This is a genomic window from Brevibacterium permense, assembly GCF_025506275.1.
Lineage (GTDB): Bacteria > Actinomycetota > Actinomycetes > Actinomycetales > Brevibacteriaceae > Brevibacterium > Brevibacterium permense_A.
Genome location: NZ_QYCP01000001.1, coordinates 268,764 through 293,419, shown reverse-complemented (window position 1 = coordinate 293,419; position 24,656 = coordinate 268,764). Strand labels below are relative to the sequence as shown.

Sequence of the window (24,656 nt, the reverse complement as noted above, 5' to 3'; positions counted from 1 at the left end):
ATCTGGCAATATGCGCACACTTGACTGCGCAGGGAGGGCCCGGTGCACTGGCGGCGTCTGAGAACTACGGCAGCAGCTCGCCGCTCCGCTTCAGCCCTGCAGCTGATCGGCGATGAGAGCAGCCAGCAGAGCGGTGCGCGGAGCGATCTTGTCGACGACGGCGTGTTCGTGTTCGGCGTGCGCCCCATCGCCGACGGCCCCCAAACCGTCGAGGGTGGCGATGCCGTCACCGGCGGTGAAGTTCCCGTCCGAGGCGCCGCCCACGGACACTCCTTGCGGCGCGGGCAGTCCGAGTTCGCCGGCGAGGGTCGTCGCCCGCTCGAAGAGCGCAGTCGACTGCTCCCGTTCGAACGGAGGCCGGTTGATCCCGCCGAGCACCTCCGTTGTCGAGCCCTTCACCTGCGGCTTCGCAGCCAACTCACGGATCTGCGCATCCACGCGTTCGAGCTCAGCCGCAGTCCGGGCGCGCACATCGATGTCCACCCGCGCCTCGGCCGGCACTGTGTTCGACGTGGTCCCCGCGCTGATCACGGTCGGCACCACAGTCGTCCCGGCCGCGGTGTCGGCCAGGTCAGCCACCAACGGCAGGGTCAGGGCCAGGGCCATTCCCGCATTGATGCCCTTCTCCGGTTCGAGGCCCGCGTGCGAGGCCCTGCCGGTGAACTTCAGCACGTAGTTGCTCGTGCCCTTCCGCTCGAGTTTGAGCGCCCCGCCCGCGCTCGCCTCCATGACGAACACGGCCTTCGCCTCGGCCGCCTCGGCGCGGATGAGGTCCGACGAGGACACGGAGCCGATCTCCTCATCACCGGTGACGAGGATCGACAGACCGTCCAGCCCGCCCTCGCCGAGGTGGTCGGCCACCATCGCGGTCGCGTGCACGCTCATGATCGCCCCGGTGAGCATGTCGAAGCTGCCGGGACCGCGGAGGATGCCGTCCTCGGTGGAGAACGGGATGCGTGCGAGGGTGCCGTGCGGCCACACCGTGTCCTGGTGGTTGAGCAGGACGACGCGGGCCGGCCCGGTGCCGAAGCGCAGACGCAGGTGGGCGGTGCCGTCGACCTCGAGCAGTTCCGCCTCGGCGCCGAGGCGGTCCCCCAGGAGCGCGGCGAAGTCCCGTGCTCCTGCGGCCACGGCCGCCTTGTCATGTGAGGGGGTCTCGATGGAGACGACCCGTTCGATGTCGGCGAGCATGTCGGGCAGGCGTCGGTTCGCCTGTTCGACGAAGTCAGCGGACTGGGGCGCAGATGATGTGGTCGAAGTCATAAGGCGAGTCTACGGAAGGCCGGTTGCCGACAACGCAGGTGTCCGAATGGTGCCTGTGGACGGCGGCCGCGCACAAACCCTGCTGTCTGTGGTTTGCTAGTCCTATGGGTGAGGCAGTCAGCTCGAAGCGGTACACGCCGGAGGAACGCACACTGTATCGGGAGAAGCTCGCGGAGAATCTCGAGCTCTTCGATACCTACCTTCGTCATGCGGATTTCAAATCGGCGGGCACGATCGGGCTCGAACTCGAGCTCAACCTCGTCGGCGAGGGCAATCAGCCGAGCCTGCGCAACCAGGAGGTGCTCGATCGCCTCGATGACGAATACCAGTCCGAGATCGGCGGTTTCAACCTCGAACTCAACCACCCGGTGCTCCAGGTGGCCGGGCGGGGGCTGAAGACCCTGGAGGCCGGTGTCGCCCATCGCTTGGAGAAAGCGCAGAAGGCCGCCGAGGAGCACGGACTCAAGGTGGTGTCGATCGGCACCCTGCCGACCCTGACCACCGAATTCCTCACCGACGAGAAGTGGATGACCGAGGAGAACCGCTACGAGGCGCTGAGCAACTCGGTCATCGACGCCCGCGGCGAGTACGTCCGCATCGAACTCGGCCGTGAAGAGCGGTACAAGGCGGAGTTCGCCGATATCGCTCCGGAATCCTCCTGCACGTCGATGCAGCTGCACCTGCAGGTGGCGCCGAACCGGTTTGCCGACGCGTGGAACGCCTCGCAGGCGATCGCCGGGGCGCAGGTGGCGATGGCAGCGAACTCACCGCTGTTCGTCGGCCGCAAGCTGTGGCACGAATCCCGGATCCCGATCTTCGCGCAGTCCATCGACACCCGCACACCCGAACTCGTCAACCAGGGCGTGCGTCCCCGCGTATGGTTCGGCGAACGGTGGATCACCAGCGTCTTCGACCTCTTCGAGGAGAACGTCCGCTACTTCCCGCCGCTGCTGCCCGAGATCAAGGACTTCGTCGAATTCCGTGCCGCCGATGCCCCGAAGCTCTTCGAACTCAATCTCCACAACGGCACGGTGTGGCGTTGGAACCGTCCCATCTACAACTCCGGCGACGGCGGCGCGCACATCCGTGTCGAGAACCGCCTGCTCCCGGCCGGTCCAACACCTGTCGACATGGTCGCAGACGCCGCCTTCTACTACGGTCTGGCCGAGTTCCTCGTCGGGGAGAACCGTCCCGTGTGGTCGCGGATGTCGTTCGCCGAGGCGGAGGAGAACTTCAACGCCTGCGCCAAAGACGGGATCGAGGCCCGGGTGACCTGGCCGAAGATCGGACGCATCGGCGTGGCCGACCTCGTCACCGATGTGCTCGCACCGCAGGCCAGGCGCGGACTCTCGCGACTGAACATCGACAAGGACGTCATCGACGAATATATGTCGATCATCGAAGGCCGTGCGGAGAGCCGCGTCAACGGTGCGACCTGGCAGCTGAAGGCCCTCGAGAGCCTCACACCCGGCAGCCGCCAGGACTCACCCGAACGCGCCGAGGGCATCACGGCGATGATGGACGCCTACCTCGCGAACCAGGCGACAGGGAAGCCCATACACACCTGGGAGATCCCCACCCGCTGATGGTCGTTCGTCGCCAAATGCAGGTCGCTATCGGATACTCAGCGCCAAATGCAGGTCGCTATCGGATACTTCGCGACGCAGAAAGTATCCGATAGCGACCTATTCTCGGGCTCAGGCGACGAGCCTCAGAGACGCTCGATCTCGACGAAGACGACGTCGGCGCTGCCTCCGGGGTTCGAGACCTCGTGCTCGGACCCTGCCGGACGCGTGTAGGAGACTCCGGCCTCGAGGTCGGCGCGGATCTCTGTGCCGTCCGAATTGCGCACAAGCATCGTGTCCGTGACCATCGGCACGACGACGTATTCGTACTCGTGCTTGTGCATCGGGATGACGCCGTCGGGGCGGATCGTCCACTTCGTCACCCGGAACACTCCATTGTCGAGCTGGACCTCGCCGGTCGAACCGGTGTCTGCTGCACTGTCTGCGGTCATGGTGATCTCCTTCGATGCGCGAGCGGCTTGCGGTAGAGCCGGGACGGACCTGACCCACTCACTGTATCGCCCTGAGCGGGCTCGACCTGAACCGATCCACCCGGGCTAGCATGAGTGGTATGCGATACCCACTTGCTGACATCGACAACGTCGACGATGACATCCGCGCCCAGATCCTCGAGGTCGCCGAGAAGTCGGGCTTCGTGCCCAACGTCTTCCTCGCCCTGGCCCGCCGACCGGACGAATTCCGCGCCTTCTTCGCCTACTATGACGCGCTCATGGAGAAGGAGACGGGGAACCTGACCAAGGCCGATCGGGAGATGATCGTCGTGGTCACCTCGGCGATCAATCACTGCCTCTACTGCGTCGTCGCGCACGGAGCGATGCTGCGGATCTTCCAGAAAGACGCGCTCATCGCCGATGTCATCGCCACGAACTACCGCCAGGCTGATATCAGCCCACGTCAGATGGCTATGCTCGACTTCGCCGTCAAGATCTGCGAAGAACCGTGGGCCGTAGGAGACGCCGACCACCAGAGGCTTGCCGACCACGGTTTCGACGCCGAAGACGCCTGGGACATCGCCGCGATCACCGGCTTCTTCGGCCTGTCCAACCGCATGGCCCACATCTCCGGAATGCTCCCGAACCCGGAGTTCTACACCCTCGGCCGCCTCCCGCGTGAGAAGAAGTGAACCGATGACCTCATCCACCCCCGCCGAGGCGGACCCCGCCATCCGTGCCTCCGCCGTTTCCGGTCCGGCCGCCTCCGCCAAAACCATCCCGGCCGCCTCCGCCCGATCCGCGCTCGTCAAACCGTTCGCCGCGATGGGCATCGTCGCCACCGTCGGGCAGATGCAGCGCGCTGGTCGTGACACCATCGCCATGTGCCTGGGCGAACCGACCCAGGGCGCGCCCGGTCCCGTGCTCGCCCGTGCCGCCGAGGTCATGAGCGACGGCACTGGACTCGGATACTCGCCGATCTTCGGCATCCCCGAACTGCGCGAAGCCATCGCCTCCCACTACCGCGATTGGTACGGACTCGACATCGCACCCGACCGCATCGCCGTGACGACCGGATCCTCCGGCGCGTTTCAGACGACGTTCCTCACCTGCTTCGACGTCGGTGATCGGGTGGCTCTGGCCCGACCCGGTTACGGGGCGTACAAGAACATCCTCTCCGCACTCGGCTGCGAGGTCGTCGAACTCGACTGCGGTGCCGATGAAGGGTTCCAGCCCACCGCCGACCTCTTGGCCGCCGCCCATGCGAAGGCCCCGCTCAAGGGGCTCATGCTCGCCTCACCCGCGAACCCTACCGGCACGATGATCGGCCCCGAGGCGCTCGGCCGGATCGTCGACTGGTGCCGGGCCAACGGGGTGCAGGTGATCTCCGATGAGATCTACCACGGCATCAGCTATATAGGCACCCGCGGCGAGTGCGCACTCGCCCACGATGACACTGCGATCGTCATCTCCTCGTTCTCCAAATACTGGGGCATGACCGGGTGGCGACTCGGCTGGGCGATCCTGCCCGAAGCACTCGTCGCCCCGGCCCAGAACGTCACCGGCAACCTCTCCCTGTGCGCCCCGGTCCCGGCGCAGTACGCGGCGGTCGCAGCCTTTGCAGACGAGTCCTATGCCGAATGCGAGGCCGCTGTGGCCTCGTTCGCCGGTGCACGCGAACATGTTCTGCGCGCCCGCGCGGACCTCGGCTTCGGCGAGATGGCCCCACCCGACGGCGCCTTCTACATGTACGCCGGAGTCGACGACATCCTCGACCGCGCGGGAATTGCCACCGCTGGGCAGTGGTGCGCGCAGGTGCTCGAGGCCACCGGTGTCGCGCTCGCACCAGGTGATGATTTCGACTCAGTCGACGGCTCCCGTTCGGTGCGCCTGTCGCTGGCCGTCGGAGCGGACCGCACGGCCGAAGCCATCGACCGCATCCTCGACTTCATGGGATGAGCCCTGAACATCGTGGGATGAGCCCTGTGGAGGGGATCCGATGAGCGCCGAGGATGAGCGGGCGGGCGGGCCGCCTCCGACGCCGAAGGCCCTGCCGGTGCTCGGCATCATCCTGGCCGCAGTCCTGCTCGGATCGGCCGGTCTGTTCGTCATCCTCGCCGAGGCGACCGCCCCCACCGCCGCCTTTCTGCGGTGTTGGATAGCGGTCATTGTGCTCGCCCCGTTGGCGTGGCTCGAGCTGCGCAGGTACGGTCGTTTCCCGCCGAAGGCGATCCTCATCGCCGCGGTCTCCGGAACGGCGCTCGGAATCGACTATGTGCTGTGGGCGCAGAGCGTGCTCGATGCCGGTCTGGGCGTGTCCACGATCCTCATCAGTGTTCAAGTGATCGTGTTCCCGGCGCTGGTGTGGGCGTTCGGCGGTTCAAGGCCGGGATGGCTGTTCATCGGCTGCGTGCCGATCATGATCATCGGCATGCTGCTGACCGGGGGAGTGTTCGGCGCCGACGAGACGGCAGCGAATCCGACGCGGGGAGCGATCTTCGGGGTCCTGTCCGGTGTGCTCTACGGCGTCTACATCTTCGGCATCCACCACAGCCGGAAGGTCGCCGGAGACTTCGTCGTCGCCCCTGTCCAGGTGGGCACGATCGCCGCCGGGGTGATGACCGCGGTTGCCGGGCTGACCCTCGGCGGACTCGACTTCGACCTCGGCTGGGCCGGTTGGGGCTGGATGATCGCCCTGGCCGTATGCGGGCAGGCGCTGTCGTGGGTGCTGCTGAGCATCTCCAGCCCGCTGGTGCCGGTGCCGATGACCGCGGCGCTCATGCTGCTCCAACCGCTGTCCGCAGTGGTGCTCGGATCCCTCGTCGCCGGGGAGCGGCTGCAGGCGGGACAGTGGATCGGTGCCGTCCTGGTGGCCCTCATCGTCTGGGTCGTCGGTGGAGGACCCGAGGCCCTGACACGTCGGCGACGTCGGTAGGGGGGCTGCCTCGGCGAAGGAAACGCTGCTGTGGGCTGGGAACGGTGGGCCGCCTCGGCGAAGGAAACGCTGCTGTGGGCTGGGAACGGTGGGCCGCCTCGGCGAGAGATTCGCTGCGGAAGCAGCGCCCCAAGCGGAACTCAGTGTTCGTGGGCCTCGATCGTGTGGGCGATGGCGTCGACGATGATGTGGGCGACGTGGTCGTCCTTGAGCGAATAGTAGGCTTCGCGGCCGATCCGATTGACTCCGACGAGGTGGAGTCCGCGGAGGAACTTCAGGTGCTGGGACACCAGCGGCTGGGACAGTCCGGTCGCCTCGACGATGTGCGTGACCGTGGCCTCGCCGTGGGTGAGGACGAGCAGCATCTTCAGCCTGGAGGGTGTGGCGAGTGCCTTGAAGAGGTCGGCGGTCTCGGTGATGGCTTCGAGATGGTCCTCGGGGTTGAGCAGGAGCTGCTCGACGTCGTCATTGAGGGGGACGGAATCGGGAATGGAAGCCATGAGTGCAGATTACCGGACAACCGGCGTGGTCATGCGATATCCGGCACCGTGGGGTGGCCGTGGCTGTCGCAGGGTTCGGGCGGTCGGGGCTGTCAGCGCTTCAGTCGAGGGCTTCGACGTCGGCCTGCGATCCGAGGAGGTCGTCGGCCAAGGTTTCCCACTGCCCGTAGGCGTCGGGAAGTGCCGACCGCTGCACGGACTGCGCCGCTTCGGTCGGTGACATCGAATCCCAGCCGTCGATCTGATTGAGACCGGGGTTCTCGACCTCGGGGTTGATCCCATAGAACGCCTTGGACGCGTAGATCGGATCGGTGAGCTGATGGGGCTCCCCCCAGCCCTGTGAAGGACGCTGCTGGAACAGGCCGACCGAATCACGGTCGCCGGAATCCAGATTGCGCAGCGAGGACTCCTGCAGTGCCGTCATGAGGGCGATCCGGATCGCATGGTCGTCGAAGTTGCCGCCTCGTCCGACGCCGATGATGAGCCGAGCATTGTCGATCTGCTGTTCGCTGAGCTGGTTGACCGAAGCCATCTGCATCTGCCTGATCTTCGTGGACCCGAAAGAAATGGGGGAATTGAGGATGACGACGGCGCCCACGACCAGTGCCACCACTGCTGCCCCGAGCCCGATGAGGGCACCGGTGAGCACGGACCGGCGGCCCTTGCGAGATGATGTCAGACGAGGCATGAATATAACGATAATGCAACAAACTTAAGAGTGCATGGGGCAACGCCGAGGTTTTTATCACAGGAAGGTCACGGCCGAGTGGCGGTGAGGGGGCGAGCGGAGCCGAGTGCGGACCGGTTTCGAATAACCCCGCACAGCTTAGGCTTGAACCATGGTGAGAATCGTTCGGCGCAACAACCGCCCACCTCTGATGACCTGCCTCATTGTGGTCTTCTCCTTCGTCGCTGTCGGCATCCTGACCGTTGCAGGCATCCTCGTCGCCGTCATCTTTCTGTCCTCGGAATCGTCGTCGACGGGTTCATCGCCGACCTCGGACTCCTCGTCGGTCGGTTCCTCACCCTCCGATTCCGACTCGGACGGCGGCCCCGGTCCGAGCACCACTGCCCCGGTGTCCGGAGGCTGGACGAACGGAGGCTGACTCTTCGGCAGCGGCTGAGTCCCTGGTAGGACGGGCGAGGAGCATCGTCGGCACCCGTCCAGATCACCGATCCGGATCAGCCTCGGTGATCCTGCGGGGCCACCGGCTGGCGGAGGACCGTGCGCAGCTTCTCCGGCGCGGTCCGGCGAACATCGCTGAGGTAGATCTCGTGATGCTTGCCCGCCATCGTCATCCCTAACTCGGGAACGACATCGGCGTGCATATGTTCGAGGACGGGCCCTTCGTCATCGAAGGGACCGATGTGCAGGGTCTGGACGCACGTTCCCTCCCACAGCGCGTCGAATCGGATCTCGCCGAGGCGGGGCGCCGATCCCTTCGCCCGGACCGTGTCGATGACGCCGTCGACGTGGTTGGCATCCAACCAGTCCGGGACGAGCAGCATGAGCGTGAAGTCCCACGCTGACTTGTCCCGAGCACTCGTGAACGCCGCCATATCATCGGCCCACCACAGCCCCTCGAGCGGAGGCACGACATAGTCGCGGCCGAGTTCGAGCTTGCTGAGGAACTTCAGCCCATAGGCGAGCGGATAGAGGCTCTTCAGCGCCGAAGCGAAATCCGGCGAGGTGTTCGGGTCCCCGTGGCCATCGATCATGAGGTACTGCGATTCCGGCACCTCGATAAGATCGAATCGCCCCTGCTTCGCGCGGAAACTCGGCAGCGATCTCTTGAAATCGATCTTGTCCATACGAGGCTCCGCTCCAGGGTTGGGAATGAGATGAGTCCGATCCGCTTGACCTTGACACGATGTCAGGGTCTTCACTGGGTGGCAAGGAGGTGGAGACCATGACACATCCACTCAAACACCACCATATTTCCGAACCGCCGCTTTCGACAGAGACCGACAGTCGCCGGAATGACTCCAGCGGCGGCAGGAGCGACACCAGCGATCGTCTGATCGAGCCCAGAGGCCGATGGAACGACACCGGCGACCCCATGGTCGGCGCGCTGAGTGCGTCGACCCCGCAGCAGCGCCTGCAAGCGGCGATGGCCATCGGCACCCGGGCCGAGCCCCGTGACCTCGACGTGCTCATCGCCCGATGCCGCATAGAACCGGACTTCTTCGTCCGCGACATGCTCACCTGGGCGCTCACTCGGCTGCCCGCCGACGACACCGTTGCCCGCCTCGTCGCCGAACTCGACTCGCCGCTGCCGCAGGCGATCAGCCAATCCCTGCACACCCTGTCGAAGATCGGTGACGTCCGCGCCTGGCCGGCCATGGACCCGGCCCGGATCGGCACCGCCCTCATCGCCCATACCGACACCGAGGTGGCCCGCAGCGCGTGGAGAGCCGCCGTTGCCCTTGTGCCCGGTGATGATCGTGAAGAGCTGGCATCCGCCCTGGTGACGCAGTTGGGGCGAGGGGATCTCGAGATGCAGAAGAGCCTCAGCCGAGCGATTGTGGCCCTCGGCGAGGATCTCGTGTCAGTGGTCGATGAGAGGCTTCACGCAGAGGACGACACAGTGCGGGCTCACGCCATGGCGACCCGGGATATGTTCGATGACCCGGATGCCGGCTTCGCCCACGCCTTGGACGCAGCCAAGCGGGTGGTCGCACTGGGGTCCGAGGCCACGGTCTAGATCGGCACAGGGAAGGTCCGATCGTGCGTGTGCCGACGGGTGGGGCAAGCCCGCCGGCACACGCCCGAGGTCTCGGATCCCTTCCTTCAGTGCGCGGTTCCAGCACCTGTGCGAAGTCTGCCTGCGGCCGTTGTGCGACGTCCGAAAGGTCCCAGGCATCGAAGAACTTCGGAACAATGCACCCGGATGGCCGCGATTGCGGCCTAGAGTGGCTGACAGCAGAGAAGAGGTGGCAATGCTCATCGGCGAAGTGGCCCGGCGCTCCGGTGTGAGCGCACGCATGCTGCGCCACTACGAATCAATGGGCCTCGTCTCGCCCAGCCAGCGGACGCCTGGCGGCTATCGCGAGTACTCCGATGCCGATATAGGGCGCATCTTCCACATCGAGGGTCTGCGCAAACTCGGGATGTCGCTGACTGAAGTCGGTCGGGTGCTGTCCGAGCCGGACTTCGACCCCGGCACAGTGCTCGGGGACCTCATCGACCAGGCACGTGAGCGGATCGCGGCCGAGCAGCGTCTGCTCGACCACCTCCAGTCCGTCGCTCGGCTCGGTCGAGCAGACGGCGAGTCGCTCCTGCACACCATCGATCTCATGCGCTCTCTCGAGTCCGGCGATGTCATCCAACGGCACAAAGCCGCACTCGGCAGCGGAGTCGACGGAGGAATGCCGATCGAGGCCCTGTCGCAGGCGGTCCTGCAGGAGACCGTGCTCAACGCGGCCGGGGCCATGCGGTGGGCGCTCGCCCAAGCCGGTGCCGAGGCCGTGCCTCATGTGGTGATCGGAATGGACGACGCATCTGCCCAAGTGCGTCTCAATGCACTGCTGGCCCTCGACGAGATCCGCAGGACCACACCTGATGAGAAACTCGACTCACGCTCGATTTCGATGATCCGGCAGGCACTGGACAAGGGACTCGACGATGTCGACCCTGATATCCGGAGCATCGCCGCACTCACCCTCGGCCGCTCAGGTGATGAGAAAGCTGTGCCCGTGCTGCTCGACATGGCGATGAACGGACCGAGGGACATCGAGGCGGCCGAGACCCTCGGCTTCATCGTCGACGCGACCGGACCGACTGCCGACATCAGCGAACGGGTCCTCACCGAACTGCATCGACAAGCGGACTCACACGATCCCCAGATACGGTTCCGGGTGCTGCAAGTCCTCCTCGAGATCTCCGGCGGCCGCAGCAGTGACCTCATTGCCGAGCTCAGCGACGACGACAGCCCGGAGCTCGCAGCCACCGCACTCGCCGCACTCGACCGCCGCCGGCGGGAGCAGACATCGGGCAAGGAGTGAGCCTGACCGATTTCGGTCGGGCCGCCTCGGTGAGGGGGCGGTGGGAATCCGCGTTCCGACCGCCTCGGCGAAGGGATGTCGGGTCTTCCTCATTCCGGTGGCTGAGCACGGATCACTAAACTGGCCCTCATGACGACGGGCGGGACGGATGCGGCCGGTGCGGCGGTCGGGCAGAAGCGGCGGCTGAGGCAGCCGTTCGTCTATCGGCGACACCACTTCACGCCCACCGGGGTGCTCGACTACCTGTTCTTCCTGTTCGCCGGTGCGGCCTCGACTTGGCTGGCGCTGCTCATCCTGCTCAAGGGATTCAGCCTCGGCTGGTGGCAGGTGCTCACGCTGCTCGTGTTCTGGGGAGTCGTGTCCTATCTGGCTCTGCCCAGGCTGCACCGCATCCTGTCCCAGATCTATGTGCCGAACTACTTCATCGGCCGCACTCGCACCTCTGACGGTCTGCTCGGCGATCCGGTCAATCTCGCCTGGCGCGGTGAGGAAGCGCAGATCCACCATGCGATGCGCGAAGCCGGATGGATCCTCGCCGACAGCATCACTCCCGCATCGACGTGGGAGATCATCCGGTCGACGGTGACGAAGCGCAGCTACCCGCAGGCGCCGGTGTCCCCGCTGCTGCTGTTCGGCCGCCGTCAGGACTTCGCCTACCAGCAGGAAGTCGATGGAGATCCGGGCCAGCGCCACCATGTGCGGTTCTGGAAATGCCCGCACGGATGGCTGCTGCCCGGCGGACACCAGGCCGATTGGCTGGCCGCCGGTACCTACGACAAAGCCGTCGGCATCTCCCTGTTCACCCTCCAGTTCACCCACAAGATCGAAGAGAACACCGACGTCGAACGCGACCACATCGTCGACACAGTCACCCGTGCCGATGAAGCGATCGCGGTCGATCGGATCAAGGACTTCTCCACCGGATACCACTCCCGCAACGGCGGCGGCGATGCGATCATCACCGACGGGCACCTGCCGATCGTCGACGTCACCGAGGTGGTCGCCGACGAAGCCGATCACCCCGAACGCCTGGAGCTGGCTCTCGACGCCACCCGCATCTATTCCGATTCACGCAGCGTGTCCGAAGTGACGAAGACGCTGTGGCGCCAGCGCCCGCTGCAGACCGTCGTCGGGGCCGCCCTCGTGCTTGTCCTGCTGCTCTTCCAAGCGTGGGATGTGATCAGTATGCTCCTCGATTGGAACGGACTGCGCTCCGAAGTCGTCGGCTACAGCTCGGACATCGCGGCGATCAGCGACGACACGGCCACGCGCATCGTCGCTGGAGTGCTCGTCGGCGTCAGCCTCCTCATCGGGTGTCTGCAGGTCATCGCCTCGACGTCGGTGTTCCGCGGCAGCAACAGGGCCAGGCTGTGGATCCTCACGCTCTCGACGATCTCCGTGATCGTGTCGATGACGAACTACTTCACCGGAGACCGCGACCTGGCGACGAACATGTATGCGCTGACGACCATCGCCATGCAGGTGGCGGTGCTGCTGGCGTTGTCGAGCGACTCCTCCCGGATGTTCACCCGCTTCAGCACGGCAGCCCTGCGTGCCGAGCGACAGGACCGCGCCCTTGAGGACTGACGCGGAGGGCCCCACATGCGAGGAACAGGGCGGCGGGTTTCCACCAGCGAGGCCCGGGGCGGCGAGTCCGTGTATTCTGACCGTGTCCGATCCACTCCGCACTTCAGCTCGACGCCGAGGCGGGACCACATACGAAGGCAGGACTCCATGACCGACCAGACCCCCGATGCTTCCGTCTTCGATTCGATCGATCCGGTCCTCAAGGTCGTCACCGCCGAGATCGAGATCTCAGCTCCCGCCGAGGCGGTCTTCGAACTCATCGCCGACCCGCAGCGACAGCCGGAATGGGACGGCAATGACAACCTCGGCTCGGCCGTCGAGGGGCAGCGAGTGCGCGGGACCGGGGGCTCGTTCGTCACGACTCTGACCAAGGGCGTGGACCGGGAGAACCACGTCGTCGACTTCGCCGAGGGCAGGCTCATCGCCTGGAAGCCCTCCGAAGTGGGTGGAGAGCCGTTCGGTCAGAAGTGGGTATGGGAGATCGAACCGACCGGGGACGACTCGGTCCTGGTTCGTCACATCTATGACTGGACCGAGCTGCGCGATCCGAAGCGTCTGTCGCGGGCGCAGTCGACGACGGCGGCGAATCTGCTCGCCTCGCTCAAGAGACTCAAGCAGCTCGCCGAAGGCTGAGATCCGGCGCCTGGCAGACAGCCGCGGCCGAGGCCTGACTGCTTACCGCGTCCGAGTGCCCGTCCCGCCGGGACAGCAGTCCGGTCAGAACAGACGGATAGAGGCACTCACTTCGGCCAGGCGTCGGCGAGGCGCGTCAGCAGCGATGCCAGCTGTGCCCGTTCGTCCTCGGTGAATGTGCTCAATGCCTGATCGACGTTGTCACGCTGGGCGCCGCGGAATCTGTTGGTGATCGCGCGGCCCTTGTCCGTCAGCGCGATGAGGGTTCGCCGGGCATCATCCGGGTCTGCTTCGCGACGCAGCAGGCCGAGCTCGACGCCTTGGGATACGAGTCTGGACGCGCGCGGCTGATCGACGCCGATCGCATCGCCGAGTGCGCTGACTCCCAGCGCCGTGCCCGCCTGGACGAGTGAGACGAGCAGACGGATGAGCGCACGCCCACGGCCGTGTGCGGCGAACGGCCCACCGGGATGACGCTTGCCGCCGAAGGGGAAGTCGTCTGAGCTCCGTCCGCCGCCGAATCCACCGCGTTCACCAAACCCCCCGCGCTGGCCAGGGCCGACGTGCTCACCGAACCCGCCGAAGGGGCCGAATCCGCGCGGACCGCCCGGCCCGCGCCGCCACTGCAGGCGGGTGAGCGCTTCGGCGATCGCCTGAATGTCATCGTTCGTGCTCATGGTTCGATTTTACATGCCACTTGACATGCAATCGAATTGCATGTCATTCTGCATGTACATGTCAGATGACAACTAAGGAGATGACATGACTGCACACAATGACTTCAATGACGACAACGACGACTTCACCACCCCGACCGGAGGAGCTGGCGCAGCAGGTGCCGATGACCGGACGGACTCGCCGAACACCGACGAGAACACCGTCGCCGGCAGCGCTTCGAGCCTCGACTCCGATCGCGAGCAGCCGGGCGAAGCGGACAAGACCGATGCGGCGGAGAAGGATTCGGCCGCACGCACTGAGCCCGTGAGCGGTGCCGATTCCGGCGACGGCAAGGGCGATGACACCGACACCGATCTGCCGCAGCTGCTGCGCGAGTTCAGCCACGTGCTGCGTCGCGAATTCCGCTCGGCTGCGGTCGACTCCGGATTCGATCCTCGCGACTTCGGGCGTATGCGGCGAGGACGTCGCCGCTGGGATTCCGATGAGGTCGTCGCCGACGGTGCCGCCTACCCGGAAGAGCCTGTGACCTACGGTCCGCCGCGTGGCCGAGGCGGATGGGGACCGTCGAAGAACATCGATCCCGAAGAGCTGCGCCAGCGCTTCCGCGATATGCGCGACGGAGTCGGCGATCGCATCGAAGAGGTGCTCACCTCCGAAGAGTTCGAAAACCTCAAGGCCTCGCTGTCGAAGATCGTCGACAACTTCGGTTCCGACCGCCGCGGCGACGACTCGGCCCGCCACAACGGACCGCACGACCGCGAACACCCCCACGACCACGACGATCACCGAGGCGGCCCTGACCGTCACGAGGCTCATGGACCCCGTGGTGGGAACGGCGACCGTGACCGCCGCCGCGGGGGAGGCCGCGGACGGCGCGGGTTCGGCCCGAACTTCGGTCCCGGCTTCGGCCCGGGCCGACGAGGATTCGACCCCTTCGGCTGGGCCGATGAGCGCCGCAGCCGCGAACAGGAGGTGCAAGAGGCCTTCGAGCGCGGATTCGCCGCGGGCTTCGAACAGGGACGCAACTCGTAAGCGACTCCGCCGGTCCGCCCGCTGATCCCGCAAGCACGGTGAGCAGAGTGCGGTTCCGACCACCCGAGAACGCGATGCGGGCCCGCACATCCGCGCTGTCCATCAACAGAACGGCACCGTGAAACATCGACGCGATCCGGTGCGAACCTCCAGGGTTCGCACCGGATCGCGTCTGCGTCTGTGCGCCGAGACTCCCGGTGCGGTGCACTTGCGTGCCCACGACTTCGCCGCGGGCGCAGCGATCATGCGGCAGCGCGGGCCGCTGAACGCTCAGCCGCGGGAGAGCACCGCCCCGAGGTCATCAAGCACGCTGCGATCCTCGATCGTCGACGGCACTGCCGGATCGTCGACGCCGTCGGCGATCTGCCGCATCGTCTTGCGCAGGATCTTGCCCGACCGGGTCTTCGGCAGACCCGCGACGATGTCGACGCGTTTGAATGCGGCGACCGGTCCGATCTCTTTGCGGACGAGCGTCACGAGCTCGTCGATGACGGTGTCCGGGTCGGCCGCCTCGGCGGAATCCCCGAGCACGACCAGTGCACGCGGGATCTGTCCCTTCAGATCATCGTGGACGCCGATGACAGCGGCCTCGGCCACGGCCGGGTGGGAGGCGACGACCGCCTCGATGATGCCGGTGGACAGGCGGTGCCCGGCGACGTTGATGACGTCGTCGGTACGACCCATGACGAAGACGTACCCATCTTCATCGAGATAGCCGGAATCACCGGTGAGGTAATAGCCGTCGAAGGCGGCGAGGTAGGAGGAGATGAACCGCTCGTCGTCACCCCACACCGTGGCCATGGTGCCCGGAGGCAGCGGCAGCCGGATGACGATGAGTCCTTCCTCCCCGGCTGGAACGGGCTGACCGCCGGGGTCGACGACCTCGACGTGGAAGCCGGGGGTCCGCTTCGTCGAGGACCCCGCCTTGAGCGGGAACCGGGTCAGTCCCAGCGGATTCGCCGTGATCGGCCAGCCGGTCTCCGTCTGCCACCAATTGTCGACGACGGGGACGTCGCGTCCGGTCGCCTCGGCGAGGATCTTCGTCGTCCACTCATATGTGTCGGGATCGAGGCGCTCGCCGGCGAGGAATTCCGCACGCAGACTCGACAGATCGTACTTCTTCATCAGCTCGCCGTTCGGGTCTTCCTTGCGCACCACGCGCATGGCGGTCGGGGCGGTGAAGTGGACGTTGACCTTGTGCTGCTCGATGGCGCGGAAGAAGGCTCCGGCATCGGGTGTGCCCACGGGTTTGCCCTCATAGAGCACCGAGGTGACGCCGGCCAGCAGGGGTGCGTAGATGATGTACGTGTGACCGACGACCCACCCGACGTCGGACGCGGTGAACATCGTGTCGCCCGGGTGGAGGCCGAAGACGGTCGGCATCGAGAAGGCTCCGGCCACCGCATATCCGCCGGAGTCGCGGACGATTCCCTTCGGTTTGCCGGTGGTGCCCGAGGTGTAGAGGACGTAGAGCTCGTCGGTGGCCTTCACGGTCACCGGGTCGATGCCCTCGGGCGTCTGGTCGAGCAGTTCGGCGTAGTCGAGGTCGTTCTCGCCGAGTTCGCAGCGATGCTCGTCGCGTTGGACGATGACGGTGAAGTCCGGCTTGTTCTCAGCGATCTCGATGGCCTCATCGAGCATCGGCTTGTATTCGAGGACTCGGCTCTTCTCGACTCCGCAGGAAGTGGAGATGACGGCCTTCGGGGCGGTGTCGTCGATGCGCACGGCGAGCTCGTTCGGAGCGAAGCCGCCGAAGACGACCGAGTGGATCGCGCCGAGGCGGGCGCACGCGAGCATGGCTACGGCTGCCTCGGGGATCATCGGCATGTAGATGACGACGCGATCGCCCTTGGTCACCCCTCTGTCCGCCAGAGCCCGAGCGAAGCGGGAGACCTCGTCGAGAAGCTCGGCGTAGGTGATCGAACGGACGGTGTCTGTGACCGGCGAATCGTAGATGATGGCGGCCTGGTCGCCGCGGCCGTTCGCGACATGTCGGTCGAGCGCGTTGTAGCAGACGTTGAGCTCGCCATCGGGGAACCAGCGATAGATCGGCGCATTCGAATCGTCGACGGCCTTCGTCGGTTCGGTGACCCAGTCGACGTGGTTCTTGGCCTGCTCGAGCCAGAAGCCGTGCGCGTCCTCGGCGATGCGGGCCACGATGTCGTCGTAGCTTTCAGCGGAGTTCTCGATGGTGGTGTTCATGCTCCTATTGTGACGCATGGCACAGGTGTGTGCCGAGGTGGGGCACATCCTCGGGGTTCGCCAACAGCACGAAAGTGGACCCATTTCCCTGCACTCGGACCAGGAGAGGGCACAATGGGGATATGAGATTCCTGGTTGCACTGATCCTCGGCCTCGCCGTCATGTTCGGTCTGAACGCCATCTTCGACTTCTTCGCGATGGCGCGACCGTGGGGTTCGATCCTCATGGGCGTCATCGTCGGGCTGACCATGCTGGTCGTCCTGCTCATCTGGGAGGCCGTGCGCCCGACCCAGCCGAAGGGCGAATCGGCGAAGGCCAAGGCCAAGGCGCAGAAGAGCGAAGACGAGCGGGCGAAGGCCCGTGCCGAACGACGTGCCCGACTCGCCGCCGAGGCGGGAGTGAGCCTCGAAGGCATCGACGGCGCCCTGCCGGGGTCGACCGCCCGATCGTCCGAGGCGGCCTCGTCCGATGGGTCCGCCGAGGGGGCTTCCGCCGAGGGGATGGCTGCAGCCGACGATTCCGCCGAGGCGGCGTCGGGGGAGGCGACCCCCGCCGAGGGTGCGTCGGCTCAGCCGACACCCACCGAGGCGGTTCCCACTGCGAGCGAGCCCGCCGGCAGTGCGACCGCTGAAGGCTCGGACGCGGCTGGGTCCGCGGCGACGACCGAGGACGAGGAATCGGCTGGGACCAGCGCCGTTGCTGACGGTGCGGCGAACGCCGGATCGGACGAGGCGATGACCGCCGGGTCGAAAGCATCTGAGGCCGACGCGGCCGCGCACGCAGATGAGCAGAACAGTGAGACGGAATCGTCGCTGGAGTCGGGCGGAACCGAAGGCGGAGAGGCCTCGAAAGATGAGGAACGACCCACGGACTCTGCGAAGCCCGCAGTGGTGGTGAAGCCCGCACAGCCGGCAGCACCCGTCGCTTCCGCACAACCACCCGCATCCGCGCCGTCCGCCGGCACAGCCGGTGTCGACGGTGAACCATCTCAGCGCGATGAGAAGCCTGCCGCGCAGTCAGGGGATTCGTCCGAACTGCCCCCGCCTCCACCGATGCCGCCGGCATTCCCGGCTCAGCCCACCGCCGCACCACCGGCTGCGGATACGGCTGCACCACAGGCTGCAGAGACGAGGAACGGCGACATGTCCGCAGTTCCGTCGCTGAATAAGGACGACGTCAGTGACAGCGGGTCCGCCTCGGCGTCCGACCCCGAACTCGAAGGACCCGCCGAAGACCCGGCGACGCTCGACCCGGAGGAATTCGACGAATCCGCCAGCGGCTCCTCGCTCGAGGCACCGCCGACCGGTGAACCCGGAATGTCGGCCGACGCGCTCTCCGGCAAGATTCCGGACGAGATCGAGGAGTCCGCAGTCTCGGCCGAGGAAGAGCCTGCCGAAGACGAAACCGCGGACGACCAGGCTCCTGAGAGCGAGGAACCCTCGGCCGAGGAGAACAACCAGTACCGGCTCTGAGCCGGCACACCCTCAGGCGTAGTGCGCGGCGAGGATCTGCAGGCCCTCTTCGATGCTGACGCGGGGAGTCCACCCGAGGACTTCCTGCGTCCGCCGCTGATCGAACCAATGCGCGGTCGACAGCTGTTCGGCGAGGAACCTCGTCAACGGCGGTTCGTCGTCATGCTCTCCGAGCTCCCACACCTTTTCGACCGCAGACCCTGCTGCCAGCGCCGGTGCCACCGGAATGCGCAGCTTCGGCTCCGCCGCACCGCCGGCGATCGCGATGCGTGACATCAGCTCACCGATCGGCCGAGGCTGACCGTTCGTCACCACCAATGCCTCACCATGGGTGGAATCGACCGCGGTCACCGCCGCGACGATCGCCTCCACTGCATTGTCGACGAACAGGGTGTCGACCAGCGCCGCTCCCGAACCGAGCACCGGCATCCGCCCCGATCGGGCCCGGTCGATGACCCGTTCAGTGAGCTGGGCATCACCCGGACCCCACATGAGGTGCGGACGCAGGACGAGCACCCGGAAGTCGGACGAGTCCGCGCCCAGAGCAATCCGCTCACCGGCGCCTTTCGTCCGCGCATACTCGCCGCGCGCAAACTCCGGAGACGCCGGTTCGGCACCGTCGCCGATGATCGACTCACCGGTATGTGCCACCGACGGCGACGAGATATGGACCAGCCGCTGTACGCCGGCGGCCCGTGTCGCATCGACGAGTGTCCGGGTCCCGCCGATGTTCACGGCCTCGAAATCCTTGGGATCACCCATCATGGACACCTTCGCGGCCAAGTGCACGACTGCCTCGGCGCCGGTGACGGCCTGATCGACGGCAGCCGCATCGGTTACCGAACCGATGACATCGACGGCACCGTCGACCCCTGAGGGGCGACGCTGCAGAGTGGTGACCTCGTGACCGCCGGTGACGAGCGCACGCGCGACGGACGAACCGAGCAGCCCGGAGGCTCCTGTGACGGTGATTCTCACTTCAGCTCCTCGTGAACGGGGACGACGCAGATTCGGGGGTGGCGCAGATATCGGCGATGCCTCTAGACGTTTCCCCGCACCGGCCCACCAGCCAGGACGCTGTCGGCCCAGGCGGCGAGGCGGGAGCGGTCGATCTTCGAATTGTGGCGGATGTCGGTGGGGAACTCGAGTGCCACGAGCACCGCGGTCAGATCATGACCGACCGCCTCGGCGACCTTCTCCCGCAGGCGCGCCGTCAGGTCCAAGGGCGCTAGACCGGGAGACAGCGAGGTGCCCTCGGCATCGAGCACCGCCACGAGTGCCTGGGTGCCGACGGGACCGATGCCGACGACGGAGCTGCGGCTGACCTGCGCATCGGCGTCGATGAGCGCTTCGAGGCCTCCGGGCCCGACCGGTCCGCGCGGGGTTGTGACGACATGCTGCAGACGTCCCTCGAGCCACACGCGACCGTTCTCATCGATGTGGCCGATGTCGTTCGTGCGATGCCAGGTCAGACCGTGCAGATCATCACGCGCCGAATCCGCGGTGGTGCGCCACAGATTGTCGTAGCCGGACTTGATGTGGGCGGCACTGACGACGAATTCGCCGAGGCGGCCCTGCGCGGCCGCGCCTTGGAGCAGCTCATCGGCCGAACGTCCCGACTCATCGATGGGGGCCAGAGCGAGTTCGACGCCGTCGATCGGCTGCCCCACACAGACCCCGAGACCACCGGTGGCATCGGCGGCGGCTACGCCGTCACGGTCGATGTCGGTGAGCAGGAGCCCCTCGGTCATGCCATAGGGGGAGTGGATGGACGCGTTCGGGAACACCTCGGCGACGGCATCCATAAGCTCCAGCGGCACGGGCGCACCCGCCGAGAGCACGAGTTCGACCCCGGCGCACGCTTCCCGCTGCTGCTCGTCGAGCTCGCCGGCGGTCGCGGCGACATTCGTGTATGCGGCCGGGGAGGCGAAGACCATGGTGGCCCGTCCGGCGATGATCGCATCGGCGATCGCAGTGGCCGTGAGCGTCTTCGGTTTCGTCACCGACATGTCCGGAGTCACCGAGGTGGCCCCGATGGCCGGCCCCAACAGGGCGAACGGTGGGAACCCAGCCACCAGACCGGTGCCTTCGGTGACGTTGAAGGTCCTGGTCAGCACGGCCGCCAGCGCGGAGATGTCCGCATGCGTATAGCGTACGCCCTTCGCCGGTCCTGTCGACCCGGAGGTGAAGAGGATCGCCGCATCGGCATCCGGTGACGGGGTCGGCAGCTCGGCCCGGTGCGGGGCGCGGGAGAGTTCGGTCAGGCTCGTCTCCGCCTTGAACACGCGCGAGCGCACGGGCCCGAGCGGACGCACTGAGATGCGCCGTCCCGGCCAGCCGAAGGCGCGGGCCAGAGCGAGTCCGGGCAGCTCGCCGATGATCCACTGCGGATCGGCCGAGGTGATCGCCCGAGTCATTCCCTTCGGGCCGAGTCCGGCATCGGCGACGACGGCGACCGCGCCGATCTTCAGGCACGCATAGAGGGCGGCGGTGAGATTGTTTCCCGGAGGCACAAGCATGGACACCCGGTCCCCGGGCTTCACGCCGAGGTCGAGCAATCCGTTCGCGATCGACGTGGTGACGTGCCACAGGTGGCGCCACGTGATCTGCTGCGCCGGATTCTGCGCGAAGTCGACCGAGGCGATCGCCTCGTCGTCACGGCGGGCATCGAGGATCGCCGTCACCGCGCGGACCTCCGCGGATCCGTTGCCGGTGGCGGAGTCATCCGCGACATCGGAAGTCGATCCCCTCGCCGAGGAGGGCGTTTCCGACCGTGCGGACGCTGAGCCGGCGGCGGCAGGGACCGACCCCGTCGCCGAGGCTGCCGTGCCCATCCGCTCGGATGATCTTTTCGCGGGGGCCGCCTCGGTGGGGGTGTTCGCGGTGGTGGGCGCATCGAACTGGGCGCTCAGCCAGTCGAGGACGAGACCGGGAACATCGTGATCTTCGCTGACGAGGTGGGAGGCCGTTTCGAACCGGTGCACATCGGCCTGAGGCAGGCGCTGGCGCAGGTCCCGCAGATAGCGTTCGAGGAACACCGGATCCTTCGGGCCCCAGACGAGCAGCGCCGGTTTGTCGAACGCAACGATGTCCTGGCCGATTCGCTGGAGTTCGGGATCGGAGGCATGAGTGTCATCGACGGGGATATCGGCGACGAAGTTGCCGATCGCCCACCTGTCCTCTGCCCTCCGGTACGGGGCATGGAAGGCGTTCTTGGTCTCGGCATCGAGATCGCCGAGGCCCAGGGTCACGCGCAGGAACCAGTCGGTGAGCACGGTGGCCGTCGGCAGCATGGGTCCGGCCAGGGTCGCGCGCAGCGGTGCTGGCACCGGGGCGTCCTCGGGCTGGTGGACGGCCGTGTTGAGACTGATCGCCGCGGACACCAGTTCGGTATTTCGGGCGGCCCAGCCGAGTGAGAGGACTCCGCCCCAGTCGTGACCGATCGTCACGATCGGGTGGGTGGCGGATCCGGTGGCGGCCACCTCGGCGAACAGGTTTGAGACGACCGCGTCGAAATCGTTGATGCGATCGGCGATGCGACGGACCTCATTGGATTTCGGCGCCGGCATCGACTCGTGGGCGAGCCGTTCGGAGAAGCCCATCTCGAGCTGGTCGGGGGCGATGAGCCGCCAGGCGCGGCCGCCCGACTGCGCGGCGTCGATGGTGGCCTGCGCCAGCCTGCGCCACAGATACGACCAGGTCGGGTTGCCGTGGAGGGCGACGATCGTGCCCGCCGGCTCCACCCCGGCAGCGGTCAGGGCGGGCAGTGTGTCGAGCACATGGAACGCATGCGTCCCATCGGAGGTTTCCGCCTCGACGATTCGGGACCAGGCGGGGTCCCACTCGGGCAGCTGCGGGGGAGTCGTGGCCGGCCGTGCAGGAAATCTCATGAAGTCTCTACCACTCGATCTCGGTCATGGCGGTGTTGAGGCCGGAGCCGACGCCCATGCACAGGATGCGGTCGCCGGGTTTGAGGTTCTCGGCCTCACGGGACAGGGTGATGGGCAGGGAGGCGGGGCCCACGTTGCCCAGCTCCGGATAGCTCACGGGGATCCGGTCGGGGTCGAGGTTCGCGGCCTTCGTGATCGAATTCGTGTGCACATCGGAGACCTGGTGCATGACGTAGCGGTCCATCTCCCGCCAGTCCCAACCGGTCTCGTGGGCTTCCTTCCACGCGGCGACGACGAGTTCCATGCCGCCGGAGAGCAGCCCCTTCGTGTCGGTGAACATTCCGTTGTGGTCGCCGACACACAGCTCGTGATGCTGGGTGGCCGCACGGGTGATCCCGCCGAGGATGCGGTGGCCCTCCGGATGTTTGTCGGCCGGGCCGAGGACGGCGGCGGCAGCGCCGGAACCCAGGGTCAGGGACGCGAATTCGTTGAGGTACTCCTCGCGGGTGATCTCCGGACGGTTGAGGCGGCGAAGCGTCGCGTCTTGGACGCGGGAGGCGTCTTCGCCGGCGACGATGAGGGCGTATTCGATCTGCCCGGCGTCGATCATGTTCGCGGCCAGGGTCATTCCGTTGACGAATCCGAGGCAGGCGTTGGCGATGTCGAAATTCATCGCCTGCGGGCCGAGCCCGATGCCGGCGTGGACGCCGACGGCCACGGACGGTTCCAGGTGTTCACGGGTCACCGAGGTGTTGACCATCAGTCCGATGGCGTCGGGAGGGACCCCCGCCTCGGCGAGGGCCCTCTTTCCGGCCGCGATCGCACCATCGGCGAACTGGTGGGGCTCATCCCAGTTGCGGCGGGCGTACACACCGGCGACGCGTTGGAGCAGACCCTGCGGCAGTTTGAGAGATGACAGCGTATCGGCGAGGCGGTCGTCGAATTCCTGCGAGGTCACTTCGTTCGGGGCCAGGGTCTCGGTCAGGCCGAGCAGGGCCACGTTCGAGTGCCGAAATGTTGCGTTGCCATTCGCCAATTGAAGTACTCATCCCTTTTCGGGTCGTTCGTCGGTGTCGATATCGGCCGCAGAGGCGCGTGCGTAACGCGTCACGACGGGGGAATTCCGGACCTATCTTACCGCCCGGTTTCTGAGATGTTCATCAGCGTGTGAACCAAGTGAAGCCGTCATAGAGCAATCCTGTGGCGGCGAGCACAGCGATGACGGCGAGAACGAGCGAGGTCACAGTGTGCGAGACCTTCGACGTCTGGAAGCGCACGGCGCGCGAATACGACATAGGACGATCGGTGACGTTGTGGCCGAACTGGGCGAAGATCCGCCAATCCATGACGTCGACGAGCGACTTCGCGGCGAGGGTGAAGACGATGATGCAGCCGATGCCCATGAACAGCAGGAACACGAAGCCGAAGAAGCCGAAGTCCTTGAAGAACGTCACCACCCGATCGCCGATGGCCACGGCGAAGGCGGAGAAGCCGTCGCCGAAGGGCAGGGCGTCGAACGAGTCGGTGATCGTGGACAGGCTGATGTTGTCGCGCACCGTCTGCACTGACCCGATGTACATGAAGATCGACGCGGCCAGGGCGACGAGCAGGTTGATGATCGAGATCGTCGCATTGTCCGGCCAGAAGTCCAGGTGCTTGATCGTATAGGTTGCCGACAGCGCCACGCAGATGATCGCGCCCGTCAGCGCGCCGATGGTGGCCGGCAGCAGCAGGTTGTTGAAGAACACGAAGGCGACGACGGCGATGAGAGCGGCGCCGAGGATGTAGGTGAACACTGCGACGGTGTCGCCGTTGGCCGCGGTGGCAGCCCGTCGGTTGGCCTCGATCATCTGGCCGGAGTGCTGGACGTTGGCGGCGAGTTCGTTCTTCGTCGCCCGCGGCAGATCGGCATCATCGTTGTAGCCCTGCGCGTTGTAGCCCTGCGCGTTGCTGGGAAGAACGCGGGTCTCATCCTCGCTGCTCCACGGGCGACCGGACTGGTTGTAGCCGGGTTGGCCGTAGGGGTTCTGACCGTACTGAGTCTGCGGGTAGCCGCCCTGGGCGCCGCCTCCGCTGGCGGGGTTCCTGGGCTGCCATCGTCCGAGCTTCGCTCCGATGAAGTAGATGACGAAGACGACGAGAGCCGCGAGGACTCCGATGGAGATGCCGGCGCCGAGCTCGTTCATGAGGGTGACTTCCTGGGGATGGACAACGGTGGTCTTCTTTTCAGTCTATGGACTCATGCCGCTCAGAGCACGTTCCGTGGCCCATGTGCGCGCGGTTCGGAGCGATTGTCGGGTCTGTCCACGGTGTTCTGGACGTCGAAAACGATCTGGATCGACCAGGAAATCGTTCCGGCGGTCCGCTCTTGCCGGATTTGAGTGCGGACACGGCCATCGCACGATTCTTGGGTCGCCCTACGGTGTTCTCTGAGCCGTGATA

22 protein-coding genes are annotated in these 24,656 nt (G+C 66.3%); 11 read left to right on the top strand and 11 right to left on the bottom strand.

Annotation, left to right across the window (positions count from 1 at the left end; translation table 11 throughout):
- Positions 1-90: 90 nt before the first annotated feature.
- Complete coding sequence (locus tag D3I60_RS01240; protein ID WP_262774258.1) at positions 91-1,263, bottom strand: M20 family metallopeptidase; 1,173 nt, start codon at positions 1,261-1,263, stop codon at positions 91-93.
- 104 nt (positions 1,264-1,367) lie between these two features.
- On the opposite strand from D3I60_RS01240, the gene D3I60_RS01235 reads away from it, so the two are divergent.
- Complete coding sequence (locus D3I60_RS01235; RefSeq protein ID WP_262774256.1) at positions 1,368-2,849, top strand: glutamate--cysteine ligase; 1,482 nt, start codon at positions 1,368-1,370, stop codon at positions 2,847-2,849.
- A 125-nt stretch (positions 2,850-2,974) separates the two neighbouring features.
- Here D3I60_RS01235 and D3I60_RS01230 read toward each other — a convergent pair whose 3' ends face one another.
- Positions 2,975-3,280, bottom strand: a complete 306-nt coding sequence (locus tag D3I60_RS01230) for a cupin (protein ID WP_262774254.1) — start codon at positions 3,278-3,280, stop codon at positions 2,975-2,977.
- Positions 3,281-3,399: 119 nt separating this feature from the next.
- On the opposite strand from D3I60_RS01230, the gene D3I60_RS01225 reads away from it, so the two are divergent.
- The 3 genes from D3I60_RS01225 to D3I60_RS01215 are packed head-to-tail and all read left to right on the top strand — an operon-like array spanning position 3,400 to position 6,215.
- Positions 3,400-3,972 carry a peroxidase-related enzyme gene (locus tag D3I60_RS01225; RefSeq protein ID WP_262774252.1) on the top strand — a complete coding sequence of 191 codons (573 nt, stop codon included), beginning with the start codon at positions 3,400-3,402 and terminating at the stop codon, positions 3,970-3,972.
- A 4-nt stretch (positions 3,973-3,976) separates the two neighbouring features.
- A complete protein-coding gene (locus tag D3I60_RS01220; RefSeq protein WP_440588544.1) occupies positions 3,977-5,239 on the top strand; it encodes a pyridoxal phosphate-dependent aminotransferase in 1,263 nt (420 codons plus the stop codon).
- Between the two features lie 40 nt (positions 5,240-5,279).
- Positions 5,280-6,215, top strand: coding sequence for a DMT family transporter (locus D3I60_RS01215; protein WP_262774250.1), 936 nt, complete (start codon positions 5,280-5,282; stop codon positions 6,213-6,215).
- Between the two features lie 140 nt (positions 6,216-6,355).
- On the opposite strand, the gene D3I60_RS01210 is transcribed toward D3I60_RS01215, so the two are convergent.
- Entirely contained in the window at positions 6,356-6,715 is a 360-nt protein-coding gene (locus D3I60_RS01210) for an ArsR/SmtB family transcription factor (RefSeq protein WP_262774249.1), read from the bottom strand.
- 100 nt (positions 6,716-6,815) lie between these two features.
- Positions 6,816-7,403, bottom strand: a complete 588-nt coding sequence (locus tag D3I60_RS01205; RefSeq protein ID WP_262774247.1) for a peptidoglycan-binding protein — start codon at positions 7,401-7,403, stop codon at positions 6,816-6,818.
- Positions 7,404-7,554: 151 nt separating this feature from the next.
- On the opposite strand from D3I60_RS01205, the gene D3I60_RS01200 reads away from it, so the two are divergent.
- The gene (locus tag D3I60_RS01200) at positions 7,555-7,821 is read left to right on the top strand and encodes a hypothetical protein (RefSeq protein ID WP_262774245.1); all 267 of its coding nucleotides are present in this window, start codon (positions 7,555-7,557) and stop codon (positions 7,819-7,821) included.
- A gap of 76 nt (positions 7,822-7,897) precedes the next feature.
- Here D3I60_RS01200 and D3I60_RS01195 read toward each other — a convergent pair whose 3' ends face one another.
- Entirely contained in the window at positions 7,898-8,527 is a 630-nt protein-coding gene (locus tag D3I60_RS01195) for a GyrI-like domain-containing protein (RefSeq protein WP_262774243.1), read from the bottom strand.
- A 98-nt stretch (positions 8,528-8,625) separates the two neighbouring features.
- Between D3I60_RS01195 and D3I60_RS01190 the strand changes: the two genes are divergently transcribed.
- The 4 genes from D3I60_RS01190 to D3I60_RS01175 all read left to right on the top strand — a co-directional run bounded on the left by D3I60_RS01190 (position 8,626) and on the right by D3I60_RS01175 (position 12,940).
- Positions 8,626-9,420 carry a HEAT repeat domain-containing protein gene (locus D3I60_RS01190; RefSeq protein WP_262774241.1) on the top strand — a complete coding sequence of 265 codons (795 nt, stop codon included), beginning with the start codon at positions 8,626-8,628 and terminating at the stop codon, positions 9,418-9,420.
- A gap of 208 nt (positions 9,421-9,628) precedes the next feature.
- Positions 9,629-10,720: a MerR family transcriptional regulator gene (locus tag D3I60_RS01185; protein WP_262774239.1), complete on the top strand. Its 1,092-nt coding sequence runs from the start codon at positions 9,629-9,631 to the stop codon at positions 10,718-10,720.
- A gap of 129 nt (positions 10,721-10,849) precedes the next feature.
- Entirely contained in the window at positions 10,850-12,307 is a 1,458-nt protein-coding gene (locus D3I60_RS01180) for an LssY C-terminal domain-containing protein (RefSeq protein ID WP_262774237.1), read from the top strand.
- Between the two features lie 147 nt (positions 12,308-12,454).
- The gene (locus tag D3I60_RS01175; RefSeq protein ID WP_262774235.1) at positions 12,455-12,940 is read left to right on the top strand and encodes an SRPBCC family protein; all 486 of its coding nucleotides are present in this window, start codon (positions 12,455-12,457) and stop codon (positions 12,938-12,940) included.
- 107 nt (positions 12,941-13,047) lie between these two features.
- On the opposite strand, the gene D3I60_RS01170 is transcribed toward D3I60_RS01175, so the two are convergent.
- Entirely contained in the window at positions 13,048-13,617 is a 570-nt protein-coding gene (locus D3I60_RS01170) for a MarR family winged helix-turn-helix transcriptional regulator (protein ID WP_262774234.1), read from the bottom strand.
- A gap of 85 nt (positions 13,618-13,702) precedes the next feature.
- Between D3I60_RS01170 and D3I60_RS01165 the strand changes: the two genes are divergently transcribed.
- Positions 13,703-14,650 carry a hypothetical protein gene (locus tag D3I60_RS01165; protein WP_262774233.1) on the top strand — a complete coding sequence of 316 codons (948 nt, stop codon included), beginning with the start codon at positions 13,703-13,705 and terminating at the stop codon, positions 14,648-14,650.
- 270 nt (positions 14,651-14,920) lie between these two features.
- Here the strand turns inward: D3I60_RS01165 and D3I60_RS01160 are convergent, their stop codons facing one another.
- Complete coding sequence (locus tag D3I60_RS01160) at positions 14,921-16,870, bottom strand: acetate--CoA ligase (protein ID WP_262774231.1); 1,950 nt, start codon at positions 16,868-16,870, stop codon at positions 14,921-14,923.
- Positions 16,871-16,974: 104 nt separating this feature from the next.
- On the opposite strand from D3I60_RS01160, the gene D3I60_RS01155 reads away from it, so the two are divergent.
- Positions 16,975-18,324 (top strand): hypothetical protein, encoded by a 1,350-nt coding sequence (locus D3I60_RS01155; protein WP_262774229.1) that lies wholly within the window; start codon positions 16,975-16,977, stop codon positions 18,322-18,324.
- A 12-nt stretch (positions 18,325-18,336) separates the two neighbouring features.
- Here D3I60_RS01155 and D3I60_RS01150 read toward each other — a convergent pair whose 3' ends face one another.
- The 4 genes from D3I60_RS01150 to D3I60_RS01135 all read right to left on the bottom strand — a co-directional run bounded on the left by D3I60_RS01150 (position 18,337) and on the right by D3I60_RS01135 (position 24,400).
- Positions 18,337-19,302 (bottom strand): NAD-dependent epimerase/dehydratase family protein, encoded by a 966-nt coding sequence (locus D3I60_RS01150; protein WP_262774228.1) that lies wholly within the window; start codon positions 19,300-19,302, stop codon positions 18,337-18,339.
- 62 nt (positions 19,303-19,364) lie between these two features.
- Complete coding sequence (locus tag D3I60_RS01145; protein WP_262774227.1) at positions 19,365-22,214, bottom strand: alpha/beta fold hydrolase; 2,850 nt, start codon at positions 22,212-22,214, stop codon at positions 19,365-19,367.
- A gap of 7 nt (positions 22,215-22,221) precedes the next feature.
- Positions 22,222-23,250: a 3-oxoacyl-ACP synthase III gene (locus tag D3I60_RS01140; protein WP_262774225.1), complete on the bottom strand. Its 1,029-nt coding sequence runs from the start codon at positions 23,248-23,250 to the stop codon at positions 22,222-22,224.
- 124 nt (positions 23,251-23,374) lie between these two features.
- The gene (locus D3I60_RS01135; protein WP_262774223.1) at positions 23,375-24,400 is read right to left on the bottom strand and encodes a hypothetical protein; all 1,026 of its coding nucleotides are present in this window, start codon (positions 24,398-24,400) and stop codon (positions 23,375-23,377) included.
- Between the last annotated feature and the right edge of the window lie 256 nt (positions 24,401-24,656).